17 protein-coding genes, 1 tRNA gene and 1 riboswitch are annotated in these 19,018 nt (G+C 68.0%); of the genes, 7 read left to right on the top strand and 11 right to left on the bottom strand.

The genetic code is table 11. The features are described 5' to 3' along the window. The first annotated feature begins 63 nt into the window (after positions 1-63). Positions 64-3,204, top strand: coding sequence for a DUF3427 domain-containing protein (locus tag HUT19_RS18555; protein WP_176181564.1), 3,141 nt, complete (start codon positions 64-66; stop codon positions 3,202-3,204). Between the two features lie 13 nt (positions 3,205-3,217). Here HUT19_RS18555 and HUT19_RS18560 read toward each other — a convergent pair whose 3' ends face one another. Then, positions 3,218-3,865, bottom strand: a complete 648-nt coding sequence (locus HUT19_RS18560; RefSeq protein WP_176181565.1) for an ATP-binding protein — start codon at positions 3,863-3,865, stop codon at positions 3,218-3,220. Between the two features lie 199 nt (positions 3,866-4,064). On the opposite strand from HUT19_RS18560, the gene HUT19_RS18565 reads away from it, so the two are divergent. The 3 genes from HUT19_RS18565 to HUT19_RS18575 all read left to right on the top strand — a co-directional run bounded on the left by HUT19_RS18565 (position 4,065) and on the right by HUT19_RS18575 (position 5,509). Then, positions 4,065-4,898 (top strand): helix-turn-helix transcriptional regulator, encoded by an 834-nt coding sequence (locus HUT19_RS18565; RefSeq protein WP_176181566.1) that lies wholly within the window; start codon positions 4,065-4,067, stop codon positions 4,896-4,898. 9 nt (positions 4,899-4,907) lie between these two features. After that, a complete protein-coding gene (locus tag HUT19_RS18570; protein WP_176181567.1) occupies positions 4,908-5,108 on the top strand; it encodes a DUF397 domain-containing protein in 201 nt (66 codons plus the stop codon). 98 nt (positions 5,109-5,206) lie between these two features. Further along, on the top strand, positions 5,207-5,509 hold the full coding sequence (locus tag HUT19_RS18575) for a hypothetical protein (protein ID WP_176181568.1): 303 nt from the start codon (positions 5,207-5,209) through the stop codon (positions 5,507-5,509). 66 nt (positions 5,510-5,575) lie between these two features. Here HUT19_RS18575 and HUT19_RS18580 read toward each other — a convergent pair whose 3' ends face one another. From HUT19_RS18580 to HUT19_RS18595, 4 genes are all read right to left on the bottom strand, one after another. Continuing rightward, a complete protein-coding gene (locus HUT19_RS18580; RefSeq protein WP_176181569.1) occupies positions 5,576-6,520 on the bottom strand; it encodes an aldo/keto reductase in 945 nt (314 codons plus the stop codon). 138 nt (positions 6,521-6,658) lie between these two features. Further along, positions 6,659-7,870, bottom strand: a complete 1,212-nt coding sequence (locus HUT19_RS18585; RefSeq protein ID WP_254885640.1) for a M23 family metallopeptidase — start codon at positions 7,868-7,870, stop codon at positions 6,659-6,661. A gap of 11 nt (positions 7,871-7,881) precedes the next feature. Continuing rightward, positions 7,882-8,057, bottom strand: a riboswitch (cyclic di-AMP (ydaO/yuaA leader). A 222-nt stretch (positions 8,058-8,279) separates the two neighbouring features. Continuing rightward, on the bottom strand, positions 8,280-9,548 hold the full coding sequence (locus HUT19_RS18590; RefSeq protein ID WP_176181570.1) for a PP2C family protein-serine/threonine phosphatase: 1,269 nt from the start codon (positions 9,546-9,548) through the stop codon (positions 8,280-8,282). Between the two features lie 355 nt (positions 9,549-9,903). Then, complete coding sequence (locus HUT19_RS18595) at positions 9,904-10,677, bottom strand: DUF6227 family protein (RefSeq protein ID WP_176181571.1); 774 nt, start codon at positions 10,675-10,677, stop codon at positions 9,904-9,906. A gap of 475 nt (positions 10,678-11,152) precedes the next feature. On the opposite strand from HUT19_RS18595, the gene HUT19_RS18600 reads away from it, so the two are divergent. The 3 genes from HUT19_RS18600 to HUT19_RS18610 all read left to right on the top strand — a co-directional run bounded on the left by HUT19_RS18600 (position 11,153) and on the right by HUT19_RS18610 (position 12,981). After that, complete coding sequence (locus HUT19_RS18600) at positions 11,153-11,506, top strand: hypothetical protein (RefSeq protein ID WP_176181572.1); 354 nt, start codon at positions 11,153-11,155, stop codon at positions 11,504-11,506. A 181-nt stretch (positions 11,507-11,687) separates the two neighbouring features. Beyond that, on the top strand, positions 11,688-12,191 hold the full coding sequence (locus tag HUT19_RS18605; RefSeq protein ID WP_176181573.1) for a hypothetical protein: 504 nt from the start codon (positions 11,688-11,690) through the stop codon (positions 12,189-12,191). A gap of 307 nt (positions 12,192-12,498) precedes the next feature. Continuing rightward, on the top strand, positions 12,499-12,981 hold the full coding sequence (locus HUT19_RS18610) for a hypothetical protein (RefSeq protein ID WP_176181574.1): 483 nt from the start codon (positions 12,499-12,501) through the stop codon (positions 12,979-12,981). A gap of 133 nt (positions 12,982-13,114) precedes the next feature. On the opposite strand, the gene HUT19_RS18615 is transcribed toward HUT19_RS18610, so the two are convergent. The 6 genes from HUT19_RS18615 to HUT19_RS18640 all read right to left on the bottom strand — a co-directional run bounded on the left by HUT19_RS18615 (position 13,115) and on the right by HUT19_RS18640 (position 18,967). Further along, positions 13,115-14,233 carry a right-handed parallel beta-helix repeat-containing protein gene (locus tag HUT19_RS18615; protein WP_176181575.1) on the bottom strand — a complete coding sequence of 373 codons (1,119 nt, stop codon included), beginning with the start codon at positions 14,231-14,233 and terminating at the stop codon, positions 13,115-13,117. 378 nt (positions 14,234-14,611) lie between these two features. Then, entirely contained in the window at positions 14,612-14,866 is a 255-nt protein-coding gene (locus tag HUT19_RS18620; protein WP_254885641.1) for a hypothetical protein, read from the bottom strand. 144 nt (positions 14,867-15,010) lie between these two features. Next, positions 15,011-15,083 (bottom strand) — tRNA-Lys (locus HUT19_RS18625). Between the two features lie 132 nt (positions 15,084-15,215). Then, positions 15,216-17,465 carry a DEAD/DEAH box helicase gene (locus tag HUT19_RS18630; protein ID WP_176181576.1) on the bottom strand — a complete coding sequence of 750 codons (2,250 nt, stop codon included), beginning with the start codon at positions 17,463-17,465 and terminating at the stop codon, positions 15,216-15,218. A 310-nt stretch (positions 17,466-17,775) separates the two neighbouring features. Beyond that, on the bottom strand, positions 17,776-18,372 hold the full coding sequence (locus HUT19_RS18635; protein WP_176181577.1) for a hypothetical protein: 597 nt from the start codon (positions 18,370-18,372) through the stop codon (positions 17,776-17,778). Between the two features lie 244 nt (positions 18,373-18,616). Next, the gene (locus tag HUT19_RS18640; protein ID WP_217712268.1) at positions 18,617-18,967 is read right to left on the bottom strand and encodes a metallopeptidase family protein; all 351 of its coding nucleotides are present in this window, start codon (positions 18,965-18,967) and stop codon (positions 18,617-18,619) included. Positions 18,968-19,018 lie beyond the last annotated feature (51 nt).

Genomic DNA, 19,018 nt, shown 5'->3' on the forward strand with positions numbered 1-19,018 from the left:
CTGAGGACTGTCGGACACCGCTGATAGAACGACACATGAATGAGTGAAACGAGGAGTTGCTGCATGGCCGATGCCTTCAAAGACCCCGCAAGTCCCGTACCGGGCCTCTATGAGCGTCTCATCACCGATCGCATCGAGCACCAACTCAAGGCGTTAGATCCCGACGGCTGGAAGATCATCGAGCAAGGGGTCGGCGAGCACTCCTCGCCCCATGTGTTGGCTCGACACATCGCAGATACCGTCCAGCAGGTCTTCACGACCCTGCCGCACGATGAGCAACTCATCGCTGCGAACCGCATCCTCGAATCGATCAGCACCTCCGACGGAGCCAAGCAGTGGGTTGACCTCATCGCGGACGGACCGCGGCAGTTGATCGCCATCGCCGCACAAGAGGCACCCGGCGTCTACAGCGTGCGCCCTGCAACGCCGCTCTCCGAGACGGCCCTCATCACCAACTCCCCCGAAGATCCCAACCTCGGCTTTGAGCTGCGGGCCGAGCTGGCGACCGCCGACCGCGTGGATCTGCTGTGCGCGTTTGTGAAATGGCATGGCCTCCGCGTTCTGGAAGAGTCACTCAAAGCCGCTCGCGATCGAGGGGTGCCGATCCGCGTCATCACCACCACCTACATCGGGGCGACCGAGCGTCGTGCCCTGGATCGGCTGGTCAGGGAGTTCCATGCCGAGGTCAAGGTCAACTACGAGGTGCGGTCCACGCGTCTCCATGCGAAGGCATGGCTCTTCCGTCGCAACAGCGGCTATGACACCGCATACGTGGGGAGTTCTAACCTTTCGAAGGCTGCTCTTCTCGATGGCTTGGAATGGAACGTACGACTCTCCTCGATAGCGACTCCCGCCGTGATGAAGAAGTTTGAGGCAACGTTTGATTCCTACTGGAGCGACCCCACCTTTGAAACGTATGCCCCAGATAGCGACGGCGCCCGGCTTCTCGAGGCCCTCTCACTAGCTAGCGGGAAACGGCAGACCGACACCCAGACCATCAGCCTCGCCGGTCTTGAGGTGCGTCCATATCCTCACCAAGAAGATATGCTCGAACGGCTTGCCATCGAGCGTGAGATCCACGACCGTCACCGTAACTTGCTCGTCGCCGCGACCGGCACCGGCAAGACGGTCATGGCAGCCCTTGACTACAAGTCTCTCGTTAGGGCAAACCGAGGTCGGCGCCCAAGCCTTCTTTTCGTGGCCCATCGACAGGAGATACTCGAGCAGTCACTGCGCACCTACCAGCATGTGCTGAACGATGCGAATTTCGGTGAGCTTATGGTGGGCGGCGAAGTCCCCGAGGACTGGACACATGTCTTCGCTAGCGTCCAATCCCTCAATGCCCACTCCCCAGAGCGTTTCGCTCCTGATCAATTCGATGTTGTGGTCATTGACGAGTTTCATCACGGCGTCTCACCGACCTATCGACGCATCATTGACCATTTTGAACCGAACGAACTCCTCGGCCTGACGGCCATACCCGAGCGCATGGACGGAAAAAACGTTCAGGATGAGTTCTTCGACGGCCATATCGCTGCGGAGATGCGACTCTGGGAGGCATTGGAGAATGAACTCCTAAGCCCCTTTCACTACTTCGGGATTGCCGACAACACCGACCTCGATGGACTCACCTGGAAGCAGGGGTCCTACGTCATGAGCGAGCTCAACCAGCTCTACACGGGGAACCACGCCCGCGCCCGGCTCATCGTGAAGGCCGTGGAAGAGAAGGTGACAGACCCAGGCGCCATGCAGGCACTCGGCTTCTGCGTCTCCGTAGCACACGCCCGCTTCATGGCGGACTTCTTCCGTCAGGCCGGGATCAAAGCCGAAGCCCTCGATGGATCCTCCTCCGCCACAGAGCGCGCCCAGGCCCTTGCAGAACTCCGCGATGGGCGGGTGCAGATCCTCTTTTCCGTTGACCTCTTCAACGAGGGCCTTGACATCCCCGACGTGGACACGCTCCTCTTGCTGCGGCCCACGTCTAGTGCCACCGTATTCCTCCAGCAACTTGGACGTGGCCTACGCCGCACACCGGACAAGGCCGTGCTCACGGTCCTTGACTTCATCGGCCAACACCGCAAGGAATTCCGCTTCGAGGAGCAGTTCCGCGCGCTGACCAACTTCACGCGCAACCGGCTTACCGAGAATATGGAGCACGACTTCCCTCAGCTCCCCTCTGGCTGCCAGATCATCCTGGACCGCAAATCGAAGCGGCGGATCTTGGACAACATCAGGAGCCAGATCAACGTCAACGTACGGCAGTTGACCCAAGAGGTCGCTGCCTACGCCGAGCCGTGTCTTGATGCATATCTGCGAGAGAGCCGCCGAGAGTTGAAGGAGCTCTATCGTGCCAATAACTCATGGACCCGCCTCCTGAGGAGGGCCAGCCTCCTCACCGAGGAGGCACCCGAGGGCGAGGAGCAGCTCCTCAAGCGCGTGTCAGCCTTTCTCCACGTGGACGACAAACAGCGGGTACAGGCGTATCAACGCATGCTGGCCGACAATGCACCCGACTACGCCGAACTCAACGCAACGGATCAAGCGTACGCACGTATGCTCTTCTTCTCCGTCTGGCCTCTCGGTGGGGGCTTCTCCAGCTACGCGGATGGATTTGATTCCTTGCGCAAGCAGAGCGCATTCCGAAACGAGCTGCGGCAAGTTCTCGCCTACAACGCGGAACACACCGACCACTACCCCATTCCGCTCCTCGGCGAGCACAGTGGTGTCCCGCTGACCATCCACGCCTCGTACAGCCGAGAAGAGATCCTGCCCGCCCTTCGCCAGGCAGACGTCAACGGCTTCCTGCCGGGACACTTTCGTGAAGGGGTGAAGTGGTGTGAGGACATGCAAACCGATGCGCTGCTGATCACCCTGGAGAAGGACAACAAGGACTTCTCACCGCAGACCCGCTACAAGGACTACGCCATGAGCCCGGTCCGGTTCCACTGGGAGTCACAGAACCAGACGTCGGAAGCGTCCTCCACTGGACAGCGTTATCAGCATCACCAGGAGCGCGGATCACATGTCCTGCTCTTCGTCCGGCGCTACAAGAAGACAGACATAGGTGGCCCACAGCCATGGATGTTGCTCGGTCCCGCCGAGTACGAGTCTCACGAAGGCAGTAAGCCCATGGGGATCGTCTGGCGGCTACAGCATGAACTGCCCGCCGATGTCTGGACCTACTCGGCCATCGCAGCGGGGTAGCCTCCCCGTTCGCTCAACCGACCGCATTGCCCCGTGACTCGAAATACATCTGCGCTCGGTCCAATGCGGTGTCAGGGTCCTGCCCATGCGCATGGAACCAGTGGAGGAGGTCCGCGATGAGAGTGATCGCGGCCTCCTCGGCCCCTACCAGCTCCCTTCGCGTCGCTGCCGCACTGGCGCCTGCCTGGTCGTAGAGCGTAAGTACCGCATCTGCACGGTGGACTTGAGGGCTAGCGACATGGCCATCTGTGTGGCTGAGATCAGTGCCGAGCTCGCACCAGGTTGTCTTACCGGTCTCGGTCGGGATCACGCCCCATCGATCCGATACCGCTGTGACCAAGGTCAGCCCCCGACCGGACTCGGCTGTCTTAGGCACGTTCAGCAACGTGGGCAACGCACTCCTGTCGGGGTCGTGAACCTCAATACGCAGGTCAGTGCCGTTCATGACAAGAGCCAGGGTCGTCGGAGTGCCGACACCTACGTGCCTGATGACGTTGGCGACGAGTTCGGTCACGCAGATCTGTGCCGCACCGACGAGATCAGAAAGCCCCCATAACTTCAGGTGTGTTCGCACGATCCGTCGCAGTGCAGCTACTTCACCGGGTACCGCGAGGAAGGGAAGGTCCCACGCCTTCCGCGACATGCACCGTTTGATCATCATGCGCGTCAGCCCCTTGCTGTTCGACCATCACTCGATCACCGATTGCAATGAGTCGATGGCGCTTAGTTACTCCATGTGAAAGCATGGCAGCGCACATCCCCTCGTGCAATGTGCATATACGGATTCGCTCGATCGAGTGACTGACGTGGGCCCAGCCGCCCGGCAAGACTGAACGACCCTGACAACCCGAGGAGTTCGCGTGTCTGGATCACCCACCGCTCGACGACGCCGCCTGGCGATCGAGCTCAAGAAACTCCGGGAGGAGCATCGGCTCACGTGCAATCAAGTGGGCAAGGCACTGGACTGGAGTGGTTCGAAGGTCAACCGCCTCGAGACCGGTCAGGGTCGTGTACAGCCATCGGACGTGGATGCACTCTGTCGCTTCTACGGAACGTCGGATGAACTTCGCGAACTCCTCAAGGACCTCGCCAAGCAATCGAAGATGCGCGGTTGGTGGCATGCTTATGGCAATGCCATCCCCGGCTGGTTCTCGGTCTACGTAGGGCTCGAACAGGCAGCCTCGGGGCTACGAACGTACGAGTGTGAGTTCGTCCCCGGTCTGCTTCAAACGGTTGACTACGCTCGTGAACTCCACCTCGCCACGCCTCCTTCAGATGCAGACGAGGTTGAGCGCTTGATCGGCGTACGGCTGGAGCGGCAAGAATTGCTCACCAGCACCACACCGCCCGACCTGTGGGCCATCGTGCACGAAAGTGTGCTGCGACATGTGATCGGCAGCCCGAAGGTCATGCGCGGCCAGTTCGAGCTCCTCCTGAAGATGGGGGAGCTGAAGAACATCACCATCCAGGTGCTGCCGTTCGACGCTGGAAGCTACCCCGCTGCCGGAGCCTTCACCATCTTGGAGTTCCCGGAGCAGGGCGATCCCGATGTCGTGTACCGCGATGGCTTGACGGACGCTGTGTATCTGGAGTGTCCGGAAGACATTGCTCGATACACTAAGGCATTTGACAACCTCCGTGCCATGTCCTTGAGTCCTCAGCGATCGGCCGATCTGATCAGACAGGCGAAGTAGGGGCTAACGATGACTGAGATACCACCTCTCATGTGGCACAAGAGCAGCTATAGCAATGGCGCAGGAGGCAACTGCGTAGAGTCTGCGCGTCATGGGGGCGACCGGACCGCTGTGCGCGACTCCAAAGACCCTGGCGGACCCGTGCTGGCGTTTTCCGATCGTGCCTGGGGGGACTTCATTGCGGCCGTGCGGGGCCGGCGGTTGGGCTGAGGTAGCTCACCAGGGCTGTTGTCGCGTCGGCACCTGGCGCCGGAGAACTCTGCGTAGGGTCGGGCTCAGGAATCTCAATCTCGGAGTGGAGGTCGGAGATGGCTGGAGTTCCGGCGGGCGTGGTGGCCGCGGGTGGGTTGGTCGGGGGGTACGGGGTGGCCCGGTGGACCAGGAAGCGGCCCTTGGGCGGGGTGGCGTTGGCGGCGGCTGGAGCCGTGGCCGCCCGGGGGTGGCGGGAGAAGGCCGGGAACGGGACGGCGGCCGCGCTGAGCGGGATGTACCTCGCCGCCTTCGCCGGATCGCATCCCCTCGCCAAGAAGGTCGGGGCCTGGCCGTCGGTGTTCGCCGTCGCCGGTGGGGTCGCCCTCGCCTCCTGGGCTCTTGCCGATCGGCGTCCGTAGAGTTCGTAGGGTTTTCGTAGGGTTGGTGCGGTGGGCGGTCCGTATGGTCCGCCCGCCGCACTCCGTTCAGGCCGAGGCCCTCGTCAGCAGATCCAGCTCCTGCTGGGTCAGGGTGAGGTCCGCCGCTGCCAGCAGGGGCGGGAGTTGGGCGAGGGTGCGGGCGCTGGCGATCGGGGCGGCGACCGTGGGCTGGGCGGCCAGCCAGGCCAGGGCGACCGTGGCGTGCTCCGCGCCGTGGTGGGCGGCCACCTCGTCCAGGGCGGCGAGGACCTTCCTGCCGCGCTCCGTCTCCAGGTGCTCGGCCGCACGCGTGGAGCGCGGGCTGTCGACCGCGGTGCCGGGGCGGTACTTGCCGGTGAGGAAGCCGGAGGCGAGTGCGTAGTAAGGGACGGTCGCCATACCGTGGCGGGTGACCACGTCGGCCAGGTCACCCTCGAAGGTGTCGCGTGAGACCAGGTTGTAGTGGGGCTGGAGGGCGGCGTAGCGGGCCAGGCCCTCCTGGGCGGAGAAGGTCAGGAAGGAGTCGAGCCGTTCGGCACCGATGTTGGAGGCCGCGATCTCGCGGACCTTGCCCTCCCGGACCAGCGCGTCCAGGGTGGTGGCGATCTCCTCCACCGACACCGACGGGTCGTCGTAGTGGGTGTAGTAGAGGTCGATGTAGTCGGTGCGCAGCCGCCGCAGGGAGTCCTCGACACCGGACCTGATGGCGGCCGGGGAGAGCCCGCGGCGTTGCGGGGAGCCGCCGCCGACCTTGGTGGCGAGGACGATGTCGGAGCGGTTGCCGCGGGAGGCGAACCAGTTGCCGAGGACGGTCTCGGACTCGCCGCCCTGATTGCCGGGCACCCAGGCCGAGTAGACGTCGGCGGTGTCGATGAAGTTGCCGCCCGCGGCGGCGTAGGCGTCGAGCACCGTGAAGGACTCGGCCTCGTCCGCGGTCCAGCCGAAGACGTTCCCGCCGAGGGAGAGCGGGGAGACGGAGAGGTCGCCGATCCTCTGCTTGTTGTCAGCCATGCGGTGCTTCAACACCCGTATCGGGGAGCTTGTTCCGGACCCCGCGGCGGAACGAACCGGCGGCCCTGGCGTCAAGGGGGGAGAGAGCGCCAGGACCGCCGGAGTATCGGGGATACCCAGAGGATCAGGGGAGGGGTATCAGGGGTTCTGGCCGTGCTCGCGCAGCCAGGGCATCGGGTCGATCGGGGAGCCGCCGCCGGGGCGCACCTCGAGGTGGAGGTGCGGACCGGTCACATTGCCGGTGGCGCCGACGCGGCCGATCACATCGCCCGTGGTCACCTTGCCCGAGGTGACGACCATGGACGACAGGTGGCAGAACCAGAGTTCGGTGCCGTCATCGAGCTTCAGCACGATGCGGTACCCGTACGAACCGGCCCAGCCCGCCTGGGTGATGGTGCCTCCGTGCACCGCCTTGACGGGGGTGCCGGTCGGGGCGGCGAAGTCCTGGCCGGTGTGGTCGGCGGACCACATGTCACCGGCCTGACCGAAGCCCGCGGTCAGGGTGTAGGACGCGACGGGGAGGGTGTAAGAGGCGGCCAGCTTGGCGCGGCGCTCGGCCTCGGCCTTGCGTTCGGCGGCCTCCTTGGCCTTCCGCTCGGCTTCCTTCTTCGCGGCGGTGGCCGCGGCCCTCCGCTCGGCCGCATCGTCGGCTGCCTTGTCCGCGGCCTTCTGGGCGGCGGCCTTGGCGGCGGCGGTCCGCTCGTCCTCGTCCGCGGAGTTCTGCTGGTTCTCGGCCTGCTTGAGGATGCGGGCGCGCAGCGCCTCACCGGCGTCGGTGGTGCCGCTCGCCTCGTCCTGGGAGGTCAGCCCGACCTGGGAGAGGGGGGCCGCGTTCGTGGTCGCGGAACCGCCGTCGTCGTCGGCGACCAGCGAGCCGATGCCCGGGATGTCCTTGGCGTCCGGCAGCCGGTCCGCGACCTGGTCGGCGACATGGGCGAGGTCGGGCATGGATATGGGGGCCGCCGGACGGTCCTTGGCACTCGCCATCCCGCCCGCCCCGACGGCCGCGATGACACCGACGCCGAGGACGGCGCCACTGCGCGCCATCGTCCCGCCCCGCTGCTTCACCACGCGGTGCCGGCCGCGCACGGAGGCGACGGATTCCTCGGTGGGGTTCCATTCCTCCCAGGGCTCGGGGTCGAGTCCCGGGCCCGCCGGGCCGTCGGCGGCGTCCGCCGCGAACTCCCCACGGTCACCGTCGGCGGCGAAGTCCCCTTCGGTGGCGGATCCGCCACCGGACCTCATGCCTCCACTGGCATCGAAACCGGGCCCGTAGGCGGTTGCGGTGCCGAGACCGCCGCCCGATGCGCGGTATGGAGCCTCGTCCAGGACAGACCTGTTGGACGCCACGGGGGCGCACTCCTTTCCTTCCCTCTCGCCTACCGGGTTAGCTGACGGGTTCGGAGCAGGAAGGTCTCCTACGGGTCAGGTTCGACCCGATTCACCCCAAGGTGGTGGTTCCCCGGTTCCCTCGGTGCTGTTGTGGTGCGGTGATGCTGCTGCCGCTGTGCGTTATGGGATTCGGCGACGGCGCACGGTGCCGCCCTGGCGACGGCTGTGACGACCGCGCTGCGTTATCGAACGTTAATAGAGAGCGCTATGTGATTCCAAGCTGTTCCGAGGAATCGGCGCAGCTTTGCCATGAACTTAGCGACCAAGTCTGGACAGATAGGGGCGAGTCGGCCCCCTGGGAAAGGGTTGGCAAAACCCAAGAAGCGCTGATCGTGCATCAATTGTTATGCACAGAGGGAACCTACGACTACGGACCGTGGCCGGGCCCCTTCACCAGTCCCTCACCTTTGCCGCTTCCGCCGGCGTACCGCCCGTTCCCCCGGACCGATCCCGTGGAGCGGCGGCGCAGCGCGAGCAGCGCCATGTCGTCCGTCGTCCCGCCGCCCGTATGCCGCTCGACATCGGCCACCAGCGCGTCCAGCAGTTCCCCCGGGCCGCCGAAACGGTGACCGCGCAGCCGGTCCTCCGGGTCGTAGAACACGCCCTCCCGGTCGCGCGCCTCCGTCACCCCGTCCGTGAAGAGCAGCAGGGTCGCGCCCTCGGCGAACCTCAGCTCCGTCACCCGGTCCGGCCAGCCGCCCAGCTCCCCCATCCCCAGCGGCAGCGCCGATGCCTCCGGCTCCACCCGGCGCACCGCGCAGCCGTCCCCGTCGATCCGGCTGCCCCCGGCACCTCCCCCTCCCCCTTCGCCGTCCTCCAGCAGCAGGGGCGGCGGATGGCCGCGGTTGATCACCCGGAGGGTCGAATCGCCGCGCGGGATCTCGGCCAGTACGGCCGTGGTGAACCCCTCGAACCCCTCGAGGTCGGCCCGCCGCGCGCCCTCGCGCTGCAACGCCCGCTCCAGCCGCCCCGCCAGCCCCTCCAGCGTCGTCTCCTGCTCCGCCGCCTCCCGGAAGGAGCCGATGAGGATCGCGACCGTCTCCACCGCCTGGAGCCCCTTGCCGCGTACGTCGCCGACGACCAGGCGGACCCCGTGCGGGGTGTCCTGCACCGCGTACAGGTCACCGCCGATCGCGGCGTACTTCTCCGCGGCCACATAGCGCGCCGCGACGTCCAGCCCGGCCAGCCGGGCGGGCGGTACGGGCAGGACGGCGCGCTGGGCCGCCTCCGCCACACCGCGCGCCGAGGCCAGCCGCCGGTCGCTGCGGCGTACGAGGCGGTTGATGACGAGCGCGAGCGAGGTGACGGTCGCGACCGTGATGATCTCGGACAGGGCCTGGCTGGGATCCTTCGCCCCGTGCCCCTCGGCCAGCGCGACCGCGGCGGCGATGGCGAAGACCGCCGTGGTGACGGTCTCCCACAGCCGGAGGAGCGGAGCGGCGACGAGCGGGGCGGCGGCGAGGAAGGGGCCCGCCGTGTAGTTGGCCGGGGAGCCGAGGTCGAAGACGACGCCGCCGACGATCAGAAGCCCGGGGATCCAGTGCGCCAGCCGCCGGCCTGACGTCCCCTTGGACGACTCACCGGCCGACCCGGTGGCCCCGGCGGGCCCGTTCGGGACGCGGGTGTCGACGAGCATATGGAGGCGGGTCCGGGGGCGCGCACGGGACCGGGACAGGCGCGCCCAGGTCCTACCCCGCTCCGTACGGGCGCTCGTACGAGCCCCGTTCCCTCGCACCCGCACCGGTCTCTCCCGCTTTCGCTGGTCCGCAGCCGGAGCGCTCGGTCCTCGCGGCCGCCGCCCGTCACTACTCCAGGCTTCCGGCTGACGGGCCGCCAGGCGAATCGGTGTCGTCCATGTGGGTGGGCGGGTGGGTGGTCGGGGCAGAGGCGGGCTACGGAGGTCTGAGCGGGTCCGTACGGGCTCCGGGCGAGGCGCGGCATCGGGGGCGAGGCAGGCCCGCCCGGGGGCGCGCAGAAGGGCGCGGAGCGGATCAGAGATCGACGCCGAGCGCCCGGGCACGGCGGTCCGCCGCCAGCTCCGCCGACACCTCGTCGAGATAGACCTCGCACACCAGCCGGCCGTCGTGGGTCAGATTGTGCTCCAGCTCCCACAGCACGACCTCGTCTCCTCCGGCCAGCAGGAAGGCGTGCTCGTAGAAGCGGCACCAGGTGGTGTCGGGACCGCCGGAGCGGCGGCGCGGCTTGGGGGCCAGGGCGATGTCATGGGCGAACGCGGTCTCCAGCAGCCGCTCGGTCTCCTCGCCCGGCCGATCGGGGTTCTCGGCGCGGCGCAGCACCCGGCGTGCGTGGTCGGCCGAGTTGTCGGCCACGTAGGCGCGGGGGGACTCCACGGGCTCGGCGGCCTGGTGCAGCAGCTGCTCGGGCAGCCAGAGCGGTAAGCCGTCGAGCTCTTCCCAGCGGGCACCGCCGATGCGCTCGTGCACCCGCCGTTCGGCCAGCGCGAGGGCGTTCTCGTCGGCGTAGAGCTCGTGGTGGGGGCCGTCGTCCGGGCCGGTGCTGTGCTCCAGCTCCCACAGCAGCAGGCTGCTGCCGTCGGGGAGCAGGAAGACATGGCGGTAGGTGCGGTAGCCCAGCGGGCCGGACGGATCGTTGCACTGGCGACAGGAACGCAGCTCGGACTGGTGCATCAGGGCGCCGCGCGCCCGGGTCAGCACCGCTTCGCCGATCTCGAACCCGTTCTGCGCGCGGGCGAGCAGCCCGTCCATCAGCTCGGCGGGGGTTCCGCCCGCTCGTGAGTGCCCCATGTCCGTCCTCCCGCCTCCCGGCCTTGATGCGCCGCGCCCCCCGGGCGACCGCTTCGCGTACGTAGCGTAGCGGCGTGAACACGGACCGCGCTGCGGTTCGGCGAAGCTGTCGATGTGACTGTGCCTCACATACTCCTGCGTCGGCGCACCCGGATGTATCACTCGTCCGCGCCGGGCGTCACACCGGCGGACCGCGCCCGTGAGCTGCCCGCCCGGACCCTGATCCATCGCCGCGGACCCCTCCCCGGCCCCTCCGGCCCCCTCCGCCTTTCTCTATAAGGAGGCATCGGAGCTCCGCACTGCTCCAAATGCCACTTCTCCCGGTATCGATTGCGGGAATCGCGGGGAACACGCGCCGAGGAAGTCGCGCTATGCCGGACGGGTGAAGCTGAGTGGTGGGCCGAAGCCTTAACTGATGAGCTTCGTTGTGCCAGACGTCCGTGAATTCGCGGAGCAACCCAGACGGAGGAATTAAGTGAACATCGGCAAGAAGGCAATTCTCCTGACCGCTGCTGCCGGCGCTCTGGTCATCGGGGGTTCGGGCGGCGCCCTGGCTCACAGCAACGGCGACGCCGTCTCTCAGAGCAACCACTGCGACACCACCACCGGCCTCCTGGCCGGGGGTAATGCCTCCCTGGCTCCCGGGGGCGACATCAACATCGGCGCCGACTGCATCAACTTCACCAACCGCAACGACGGCGCTGTCACCCAGAGCAACCACTGCGACACGAGCACCTCCGCCGACCTCGGCGGCAACGCGACCTTCGCCCCCGAGGGTGACACCAACATCGGCGCCAAGTGCGCCAACATCGCCGTCTCGGACAACTGACCGGCTCAGTCGTTGACCATCTCGCAGTGTTCCCGCGCCCGCGGGAACACTGCGGGCCCGTTGGGACCCGCGGCCCTGGAAACTCCCCTTCCAGGGCCGCTGCTACGTAAATGGCTTTCCAGCGACCGCCGTCATGTGTCCGATGTTCGCTGAGACAGCCAAGAATCCACGGAGGCTCTTTATGCATATGCGCAAGAGGACGGCACTTCTTGTAGCGGCCATGGGGGTGCTGCTCATCGGCGGCGCGGGGGGAGCCGATGCTGCCGACGACAGCGCCGCCCACCGAGCCGCCCCCAATGGCGGAGGCAGCCAGAAGAACCGCTGCAACACGAGTTCCGCCATCGGCGGGGTCACGCTGGCGACGTCGGACATCACGACCGAGACCAATTGCGTCAACTACGCCGAATCCGGTGTCTCGGAGCAGAGCAATCGCTGCCGGACCCACTCCGTCATCGGCCCCGTTACGGTCAACCTGACCGGAGCCGATGTCACGCAGCGGACCAATTGCACCAACATCAGCAAGTCGGGTGGTGTGACCAAGCAGTCCAACGACTGCAAGACGACCTCGGTCCTCGGCCCGATCACGATCGGAACCGGAGAGGTCATCCAGGAGACGAACTGCACCAATCTCGCCGGGTCCGCTCCCGCGAAGGGGAAGGCCAAGCAGAAGGCGGGCACCGCGTAAGACCGCGGGCGGCACACAGAGCCGTTGGCGGAGAAGCCCTCGGCCCACTTCGGTCCTCGCTTCTTCGGGTCCGTCTTCTCGTCATGGACGCGACCTCCGGGATTACTTTGTCCCGGGGGTCGCGTTCACGCATTTCTGGGTCGGAAACGGGAAATGTGAATTTCCATGGCCTCCATCGACTGAATATACCTTTACTGTGGCGCATGGGTGACGCTCCCGTATACGCCGGATCCTCTTGGGGGGAAACCTCGTTGATTGGGTGTCTGCGGATCGTTCGCGGAAAACCTGATATGGAGGCACCAGCACAATGCAGATCAGCAAGAAGGTAGCTCTCATGGCCGCGGCGGCCGCGGGCACGATGGTCGTCGGTGGCGCAGGTAGCGCGAGTGCGTACGGTCTGTTCCCGCACCACGACGGGGTCACCCAGTCCAACAAGTGCGACACCAACATCGGCCCGGATGTCGACCTCGACCTCGAGACCACCGAGGACACCGACCTCAACCCGGACTGCGTCAACTTCACCAACGCCGGCGGCTCGGTCTCCCAGAGCAACGAGTGCGATTCCAACATCGGCCCCGACGTCAGCCTCACCGAAGTCACCCCGGGCGGCGACATCAACATCGGCCCCAACTGCGCCAACATCGCGGTCGAGCCCCCGGTGGAGCACAAGGACAAGAAGCACCACAAGGCGAAGAAGCACCACAAGGCCAAGGAGCACAAGGCCAAGAAGCATGTGAAGGCCAAGGCCAAGGTCAAGTCGAAGGCCAAGAACATCAAGGTCAAGCACTGACCTTTCACTCTCCCCTGGAGAGCGGCGCGACCCTGGAAGCATCGCTTCCAGGGTCGCATGGGTTTTCGGGGGACTTTCGGCGTCGTCCGGTGCGGTACGGGCCACCGCACCGGACGAGCCTTCAGGCCATGGGTCAGGTCGTGCACGTACCCATAGCCGGCTGGCAGTTCGCGGGGTTGTTGCCGGTCACCAGGGTCGCGTTGAGCGTCACCGTACCGCCGTCGGTGAAGATGCCGCCGCCGGTGTTCCCCGGGCCGCCATTGGCCGTGTTCCTCGTGATGTAGTCCCCGGTCAGCTGGGCGGAACCCGCGTGATTGAACAGCCCGCCGCCGTTCAGGGTGGCGGTGTTGTCGGACACCGTGGTGCCGGACACGCTCAGTGTGCTGCCGAGGTTGGCGATGCCACCGCCGAAGCTCCCGGCGGTGTTCTGCTGAATGGTGCTCCCGCTGATGATGAGGGGGCCGACGGAGGTGGCGACTCCGCCGCCTTCGAAGTTGGTCGTCCGGTTTCTCTTCACCGCGACGCTGCTCAGCGTCGTCGTGCCGTAGTTCGCGACGCCACCACCGGTGTTCTCCGCGGTGTTGTCGGAGATGTTCCCGCTGCTGACAATGGCATTGGCCTGGGTGTTGATGTGAATACCGCCGCCGTCTCCCGCCGTGTTGTACGTCAGATCCGTGGCCGAGAGTCTCGCGTTGGCACCGGAGGCGACCTCGATGCCTCCGCCGAGGATGCTCGCGGTGTTACCGGTGACGGTCGCCCGGCTCATCGTCAGGTTGCCGAGGTCGAGAATGCCTCCGCCGTCGCTGGCGCCTCCCGACGTGGCCCGGCCGTTGGCCAGCGTGACACCGCTGACGGTGAGGCTGCCCCCGGCGGCCACCTCGGCGATACGGAAGTCCGGAGCCGACGCGCTGCGCTGGATGGTCGCGCCGAGGCCGGTGATCGTCACCTTCCCGGTGATGATGGGCAGTCCGTCGGAGCCGTTGGCGCCGGTCTCCGCCGCGGACGTCAGCGTGTACACGCACCCCGCGACCAGGGCGACGTCGCCGCCCGACGGCTGGTTGTTGGCGGCGGTCACCGCGGCGACCAGGGCCGCCGCGTCCCCACAGGGGACGGGGACCTGCCTCGATCCGTTGCCGCCTCCCCCTCCCCTGCCCCCGTTCTCCTCGGCGGAGGCGGGGACGGAGAGTGCCCATGCCGATACCGCCAGTGCGATGACGGGGATGAAACCGCGGGTCGTTGTCGCGAGTCGCACGAGGTGTCTCCTTTAGCGTTCCTGAGCAAGTCGAGCAAGCAGAGATCAGCAGCATCAGACTGTGCGGAGGCACCGCGTTCGGCATCCGCTCGGGCACGGGACGAACGATCACGACCTGCGGTGACGACGGGCTCACGGCCCCGGAACAACTCTCGGGAGTCCGGCCGCGCGACCCTGCCGAGTGCGGCAAAGCCGCAGGTCACCGGCTGGGTCCCACGGCATTTCAGATGGATCGTCAGATACGCTGATCGGGTTCCGGAAAATTCGGATGTCCGCGATGGTCCGATCGTGGACCGTGGGGGAATAATCCGTCAGTTTTCGCTCATCGCTGGGGGATGACCGCGCGATGCGGCCAAGGTGGGGTACGACGCGACGCCTTCAGCGGGGCTGCCCGTCGCTCCGGGACGAGACGCGGGCGTGGATCCGGCCCAGCGCCTCGCGGGCCGTCAGATCCGTCAGCCCCTCGGTGAGGGGCAGATGCGCGGGGCAGAACCACTCGGCGTTCTCCGGATGGCCCGCCCAGTCGTCGGGGTACTCCGCGGTCGGACGGAAATACACCACGGTGAATCCGCCGAAGCGATGGCCGTCGCGCTCCGGCTTCGACCGGCACACCGCGCACATCGGTGGCATCACGGCCCGGCCCCCACTTCCGTCGTCCGTCGTCCGTCGTTTCCGCCCGCATGCGTCTTCTGGCGTCCGTCCTCGGCCCGGCCGTGTCACCGGCCCTCGGTACGGCCGAGGCCCGCGCCGGGATCGCCCGGGCACGGGCCTCGTCGGTGGGTCATCAGGGGCTCGAACCCTGAACCAATGGATTAAAAGTCCACTGCTCTGCCAATTGAGCTAATGACCCGCACCCCCGCAGCATAGCTCGGCCGGGGGCCAAGACCCGAGCCAATACCCTCCAGGAGCGAAAGGCCGTGCAACAGCGCGGTGTTGCACGGCCCCCATCCGCTCCGGGCGAACGCCGGGTCAGCCGTTCTGATCAGCCGTTGCGCTTCCAGCGCGGCTTGTCGGCACGGCGGTCGAAGGAGCGGTCGTGCGACCGGCCGCCGGTGCCGCCGCCGCGGTGGTCGTCACGGCGGGCCGGGCGCTCGTCGCGGCGGTCCCGGTTGAACGGACGGTCCCCGCCGCGGTGGGCGTGGTCGCGGCGCTCGAAGGGACGTCCCGGACGGTCGTCGCGGCGGTCGTCGCGGCGGTTGAAGCCGCCCCGGTCGTCACGGCGCTCGATGGAACGGCCACCGCGGTCGTCGCGCCGGTTGAAGCCACCACGGTCGTCACGGCGCTCCCGGCCGAACGGACGCTCGTCGCGCCGGTCGCGGTTGAAGCCGCCCCGGTCGTCACGGCGCTCGAAGGAACGGCCGCCACGGTCGTCACGGCGGTCGTCACGGCGCTCCCGGCCGAAGCCACGGTCGCCCCGGTCGTCGCGCCGGTTGAAGCCACCGCGGTCGTCCCGGCGGTTGAAGCCACCACGGTCGTCACGGCGCTCCCGGCCGAAGCCACGGTCGCCGTCCCGGCGGTCCCGGCGGTCGAAGTTGCCCCGCTCGTCACGGCGGTCGTCACGGCGGTCGTACGAGGAGCGGCGCGACGCGTCGTCGGCACCCGCGGCCTCGGCGGCGGCGACGGACGCGGGCTCGGCCGTACGCTGCGCCGGAACCGCCGCGGTGGACTCCGCGGCCCCTCCGGCCGTCTGCGCCGCCTCAGTCGGGGCACCGGCCTCGGCCGTCTCGGCACCGGTCGCCGTCGCGGCCGCGGAGGCCGTGGGGACGACGGTCTCGCCGCGCTCGCGCGCCGCCCGCGCGGCCAGCCGGTCGGCGTCCTCGCGCAGCTCGGCCGCCCGCCGCTGGACCCGCTCCAGCTGCCGGGTGAGGTCCTGGACCTCACGCTCGGCCTGCTTGGCGGAGTTCGCGGCCGCCTCGGCCTGTACCTCGGTGAGCGAGCGGGCACCGGTGATCCGGGCCACGTCCTCGTCGAAGGCGCCCGCCCCGCCCACGATGTGGCGGGAGGCGTCCACGCCCGCGTCCTCCATCAGCCGGAAGATCTGGCGGCGCTGGTGCGGCAGGGCGAGCGACACGACCGTGCCGCTCTGGCCCGCGCGGGCCGTACGGCCGGAGCGGTGCAGATAGTCCTTGTGGTCACCGGCCGGGTCCACGTTCAGCACCAGGTCGATGCCGTCCACGTGGATGCCCCGTGCGGCGACGTCCGTCGCGACGAGGACGTTGACGTACCCGTCCTTGAAGTCGGCCAGGGTGCGGGTCCGGGCGCCCTGCGTCATACCGCCGTGCAGCGCGTCGGCCCGTACGCCCGCGTCGCAGAGCTGCTCGGCGACGCGGTCGGCGCCCAGCTGGGTCCGGACGAAGATGATGGTGCGGCCCTTGCGCGCGGCGATGGCGGCGGTGACCGGCGCCTTGTCCTTCGGCTTCACCACGAGGACGTGGTGGGTCATGGTGGTCACCGCGCCCTGCGCCGCGTCGACCTCGTGGGTGATCGGGTTGACCAGGTAGCGCTTGACCAGCGTGTCGATCTCGTTCTCGAGCGTCGCGGAGAACAGCAGCCGCTGGCCACCGGCCGGCACCAGGTCGAGGATCTCGGTGACCTCGGGCAGGAAGCCCATGTCGGCCATCTGGTCGGCCTCGTCGAGGACCGCGACCTGGACCTTGTCGAGGGAGGCGGCGCCGCGGTCGATAATGTCGCGCAGCCGGCCCGGGGTGGCGACGAGGATGTCGACACCGCGCTCCAGCGCGGAGATCTGATTGCCCATCGAGGTACCGCCGCAGACGACCTTGAGCCGGAGGCCGAGAACATCGCCGTACGGCTGGAGCGCGTCGCTCACCTGCATCGCGAGCTCGCGGGTGGGGGTGAGGATCAGACCGCGGGGACGCTTCTTCTCGGTGTGGCCGCCGGCCAGCGTGGTCAGCAGCGGAAGGCCGAAGGAGAGGGTCTTGCCGGAGCCGGTACGGCCGCGGCCGAGGATGTCGCTTCCGGCCATGGCGTCGGGGATGGTCGCGGCCTGGATCGGGAAGGGCGTGGTCACGCCGTTCTGCGCCAGCTTGCGGACGATCTGCTCGGGGAGCCCGAGGTCGGCGAAGGTGATCTCGGGGGTCTTCTGGTCCTGCGGCTGGTCGAGCTGGTCCTGCTGGTCGAGCTGGTCCTGCTGGTCCTGCTGCGCCCGGACGGGCTGCTCGGACTGCTCGTCGTGGGCAGGCATGACGGCGTGATCAGTGGAAACGGACATGCGAAATGCGAAACCTTCCGGAGTCTCGGCACGCGCCCAAACTCCGTGTGAGTCGCAAACAACCGCCTCTATGCGGTCAGCCACAGGATGGGAAGGAACGCGCCTCGCGACGCACTTCAATGAGGCGCCGGGCAAATGGGATCAAACGATCTACCACCATACGCACTCCCACCCCTCAAGAGCAAATTCACTCCACCTGTGATCCATCCGCCCTCCACCTCCTCCCTCATATGCTCTGCCTGTGCGCTCCGCCGGACCCCCAGCGCCGCCCCGTGCCGCCGGGGCGGGTTTCCGCCGGAGGCCGCCACGGTCAGTCCGCGGGCGCGTCCGTGGAGGCGGGCGGGGACGTGGGCTCGGGCGGCGTGGGCTTCGGGTCCGAGGCGGTCGGCGGCTCGGTGGTGGGGTGGGGCTCCGGGGCCGGGCCGGAGGGCACACCGCCGCCCGGCTGCGGCGGCGGGGACGGGGCCGGACGGTCCTGCGACGAGCCGTGCTTCTTCCCGGACGACGGCGTGGGCGACTCCTCGGAATCCGACGCGGTGGCCGACGGCGTCCCGCTCTCGTCGCCCTTCCGCTTCTCGCCCTTCTTCCTCCCCTTCTCGCCCCGCTCGTGACCGGCGTACGGGTGGCCCTTGCCGCCCGACCGCACCACCGAGCCGCCGGACTCGTCCGAACCGCCCTTCTCCTGGGAGCTGCGGTGCTTGTCGGGCCGCTCGGGGTCGTCCGAGATGCTCATGCAGCCGCCCAGGGTCATCGCCGCCACCACGAGGCTCGCGACCGCCGCGCCGCGCGCCGTCATGCGCGGCGCACGCCCGGCGCGGGACGCGCCACGTCCGGCGCCCGCCGAACGGTCGGACCGGGGGGACCGGGGGGACGGGTCGTCGGTGCGTGGAGCGGGGGATCCGGGCATGCGCGGGACACCTCCAGGCCGCAGGGCTGTGACGCACTGCCCAACTGGCCCCGCCCCGCCCAGGACACGCGCCCGACACGGCTGGTACGCGAGTGGCACGCGGTGAACCCGGGCACCGGGCCGACGGCCGGGGCCGCCCGATGCTCCCCGTACCCCGCCGCGAACGGGTACGGGTGCGGGAACGCGTACGGCCGGGGGCGCCCCGGCCGTACCCGATCAGCGGTACGCGATCAGCCGTACGCGATCAGCCGTAGCCGAGGGCGTGCAGCCGTTCGTCGTCGATCCCGAAGTGGTGGGCGATCTCGTGGACCACGGTCACCTCCGTCTCCTGGACCACGTCCTCCCGCGACTCGCTCATACGCAGCGTCGGCCCCCGGTAGACGGTGATCCGGTCCGGCAGTACGCCCGCGTACCACTCGCCCCGCTCCGTGAGTGGCGTCCCCTCGTACAACCCGAGCAGCTCGGGGTCGTCGGCCGGTGGCTCGTCCTCCACGAACACGGCGACATTGTCCATCAGCCGCGTCAGCTCCGGCGGGATCCGGTCCAGCGCCTCGGCGACCAGTTCCTCGAACTCCTCGCGCGTCATCTCCAACACGTGGCCATTGTCGGGCAGCCGAGCCCGGAAAGGCGCGGCGCGTAGCCCACT

The sequence above is a fragment of the Streptomyces sp. NA02950 genome (genome assembly GCF_013364155.1).
Classification (GTDB): domain Bacteria; phylum Actinomycetota; class Actinomycetes; order Streptomycetales; family Streptomycetaceae; genus Streptomyces.

Bases quoted from the DNA above. Each gene is read 5' to 3' on its own strand.
- HUT19_RS18555 (WP_176181564.1), top strand. From the start codon at position 64: ATGGCCGATGCCTTCAAAGACCCCGCAAGTCCCGTACCGGGCCTCTAT.
- HUT19_RS18560 (WP_176181565.1), bottom strand. From the start codon at position 3,865: ATGATGATCAAACGGTGCATGTCGCGGAAGGCGTGGGACCTTCCCTTC.
- HUT19_RS18570 (WP_176181567.1), top strand. From the start codon at position 4,908: ATGACTGAGATACCACCTCTCATGTGGCACAAGAGCAGCTATAGCAAT.
- HUT19_RS18575 (WP_176181568.1), top strand. From the start codon at position 5,207: ATGGCTGGAGTTCCGGCGGGCGTGGTGGCCGCGGGTGGGTTGGTCGGG.
- HUT19_RS18580 (WP_176181569.1), bottom strand. From the start codon at position 6,520: ATGGCTGACAACAAGCAGAGGATCGGCGACCTCTCCGTCTCCCCGCTC.
- HUT19_RS18590 (WP_176181570.1), bottom strand. From the start codon at position 9,548: ATGCTCGTCGACACCCGCGTCCCGAACGGGCCCGCCGGGGCCACCGGG.
- HUT19_RS18595 (WP_176181571.1), bottom strand. From the start codon at position 10,677: ATGGGGCACTCACGAGCGGGCGGAACCCCCGCCGAGCTGATGGACGGG.
- HUT19_RS18605 (WP_176181573.1), top strand. From the start codon at position 11,688: ATGCATATGCGCAAGAGGACGGCACTTCTTGTAGCGGCCATGGGGGTG.
- HUT19_RS18610 (WP_176181574.1), top strand. From the start codon at position 12,499: ATGCAGATCAGCAAGAAGGTAGCTCTCATGGCCGCGGCGGCCGCGGGC.
- HUT19_RS18630 (WP_176181576.1), bottom strand. From the start codon at position 17,465: ATGTCCGTTTCCACTGATCACGCCGTCATGCCTGCCCACGACGAGCAG.
- HUT19_RS18635 (WP_176181577.1), bottom strand. From the start codon at position 18,372: ATGCCCGGATCCCCCGCTCCACGCACCGACGACCCGTCCCCCCGGTCC.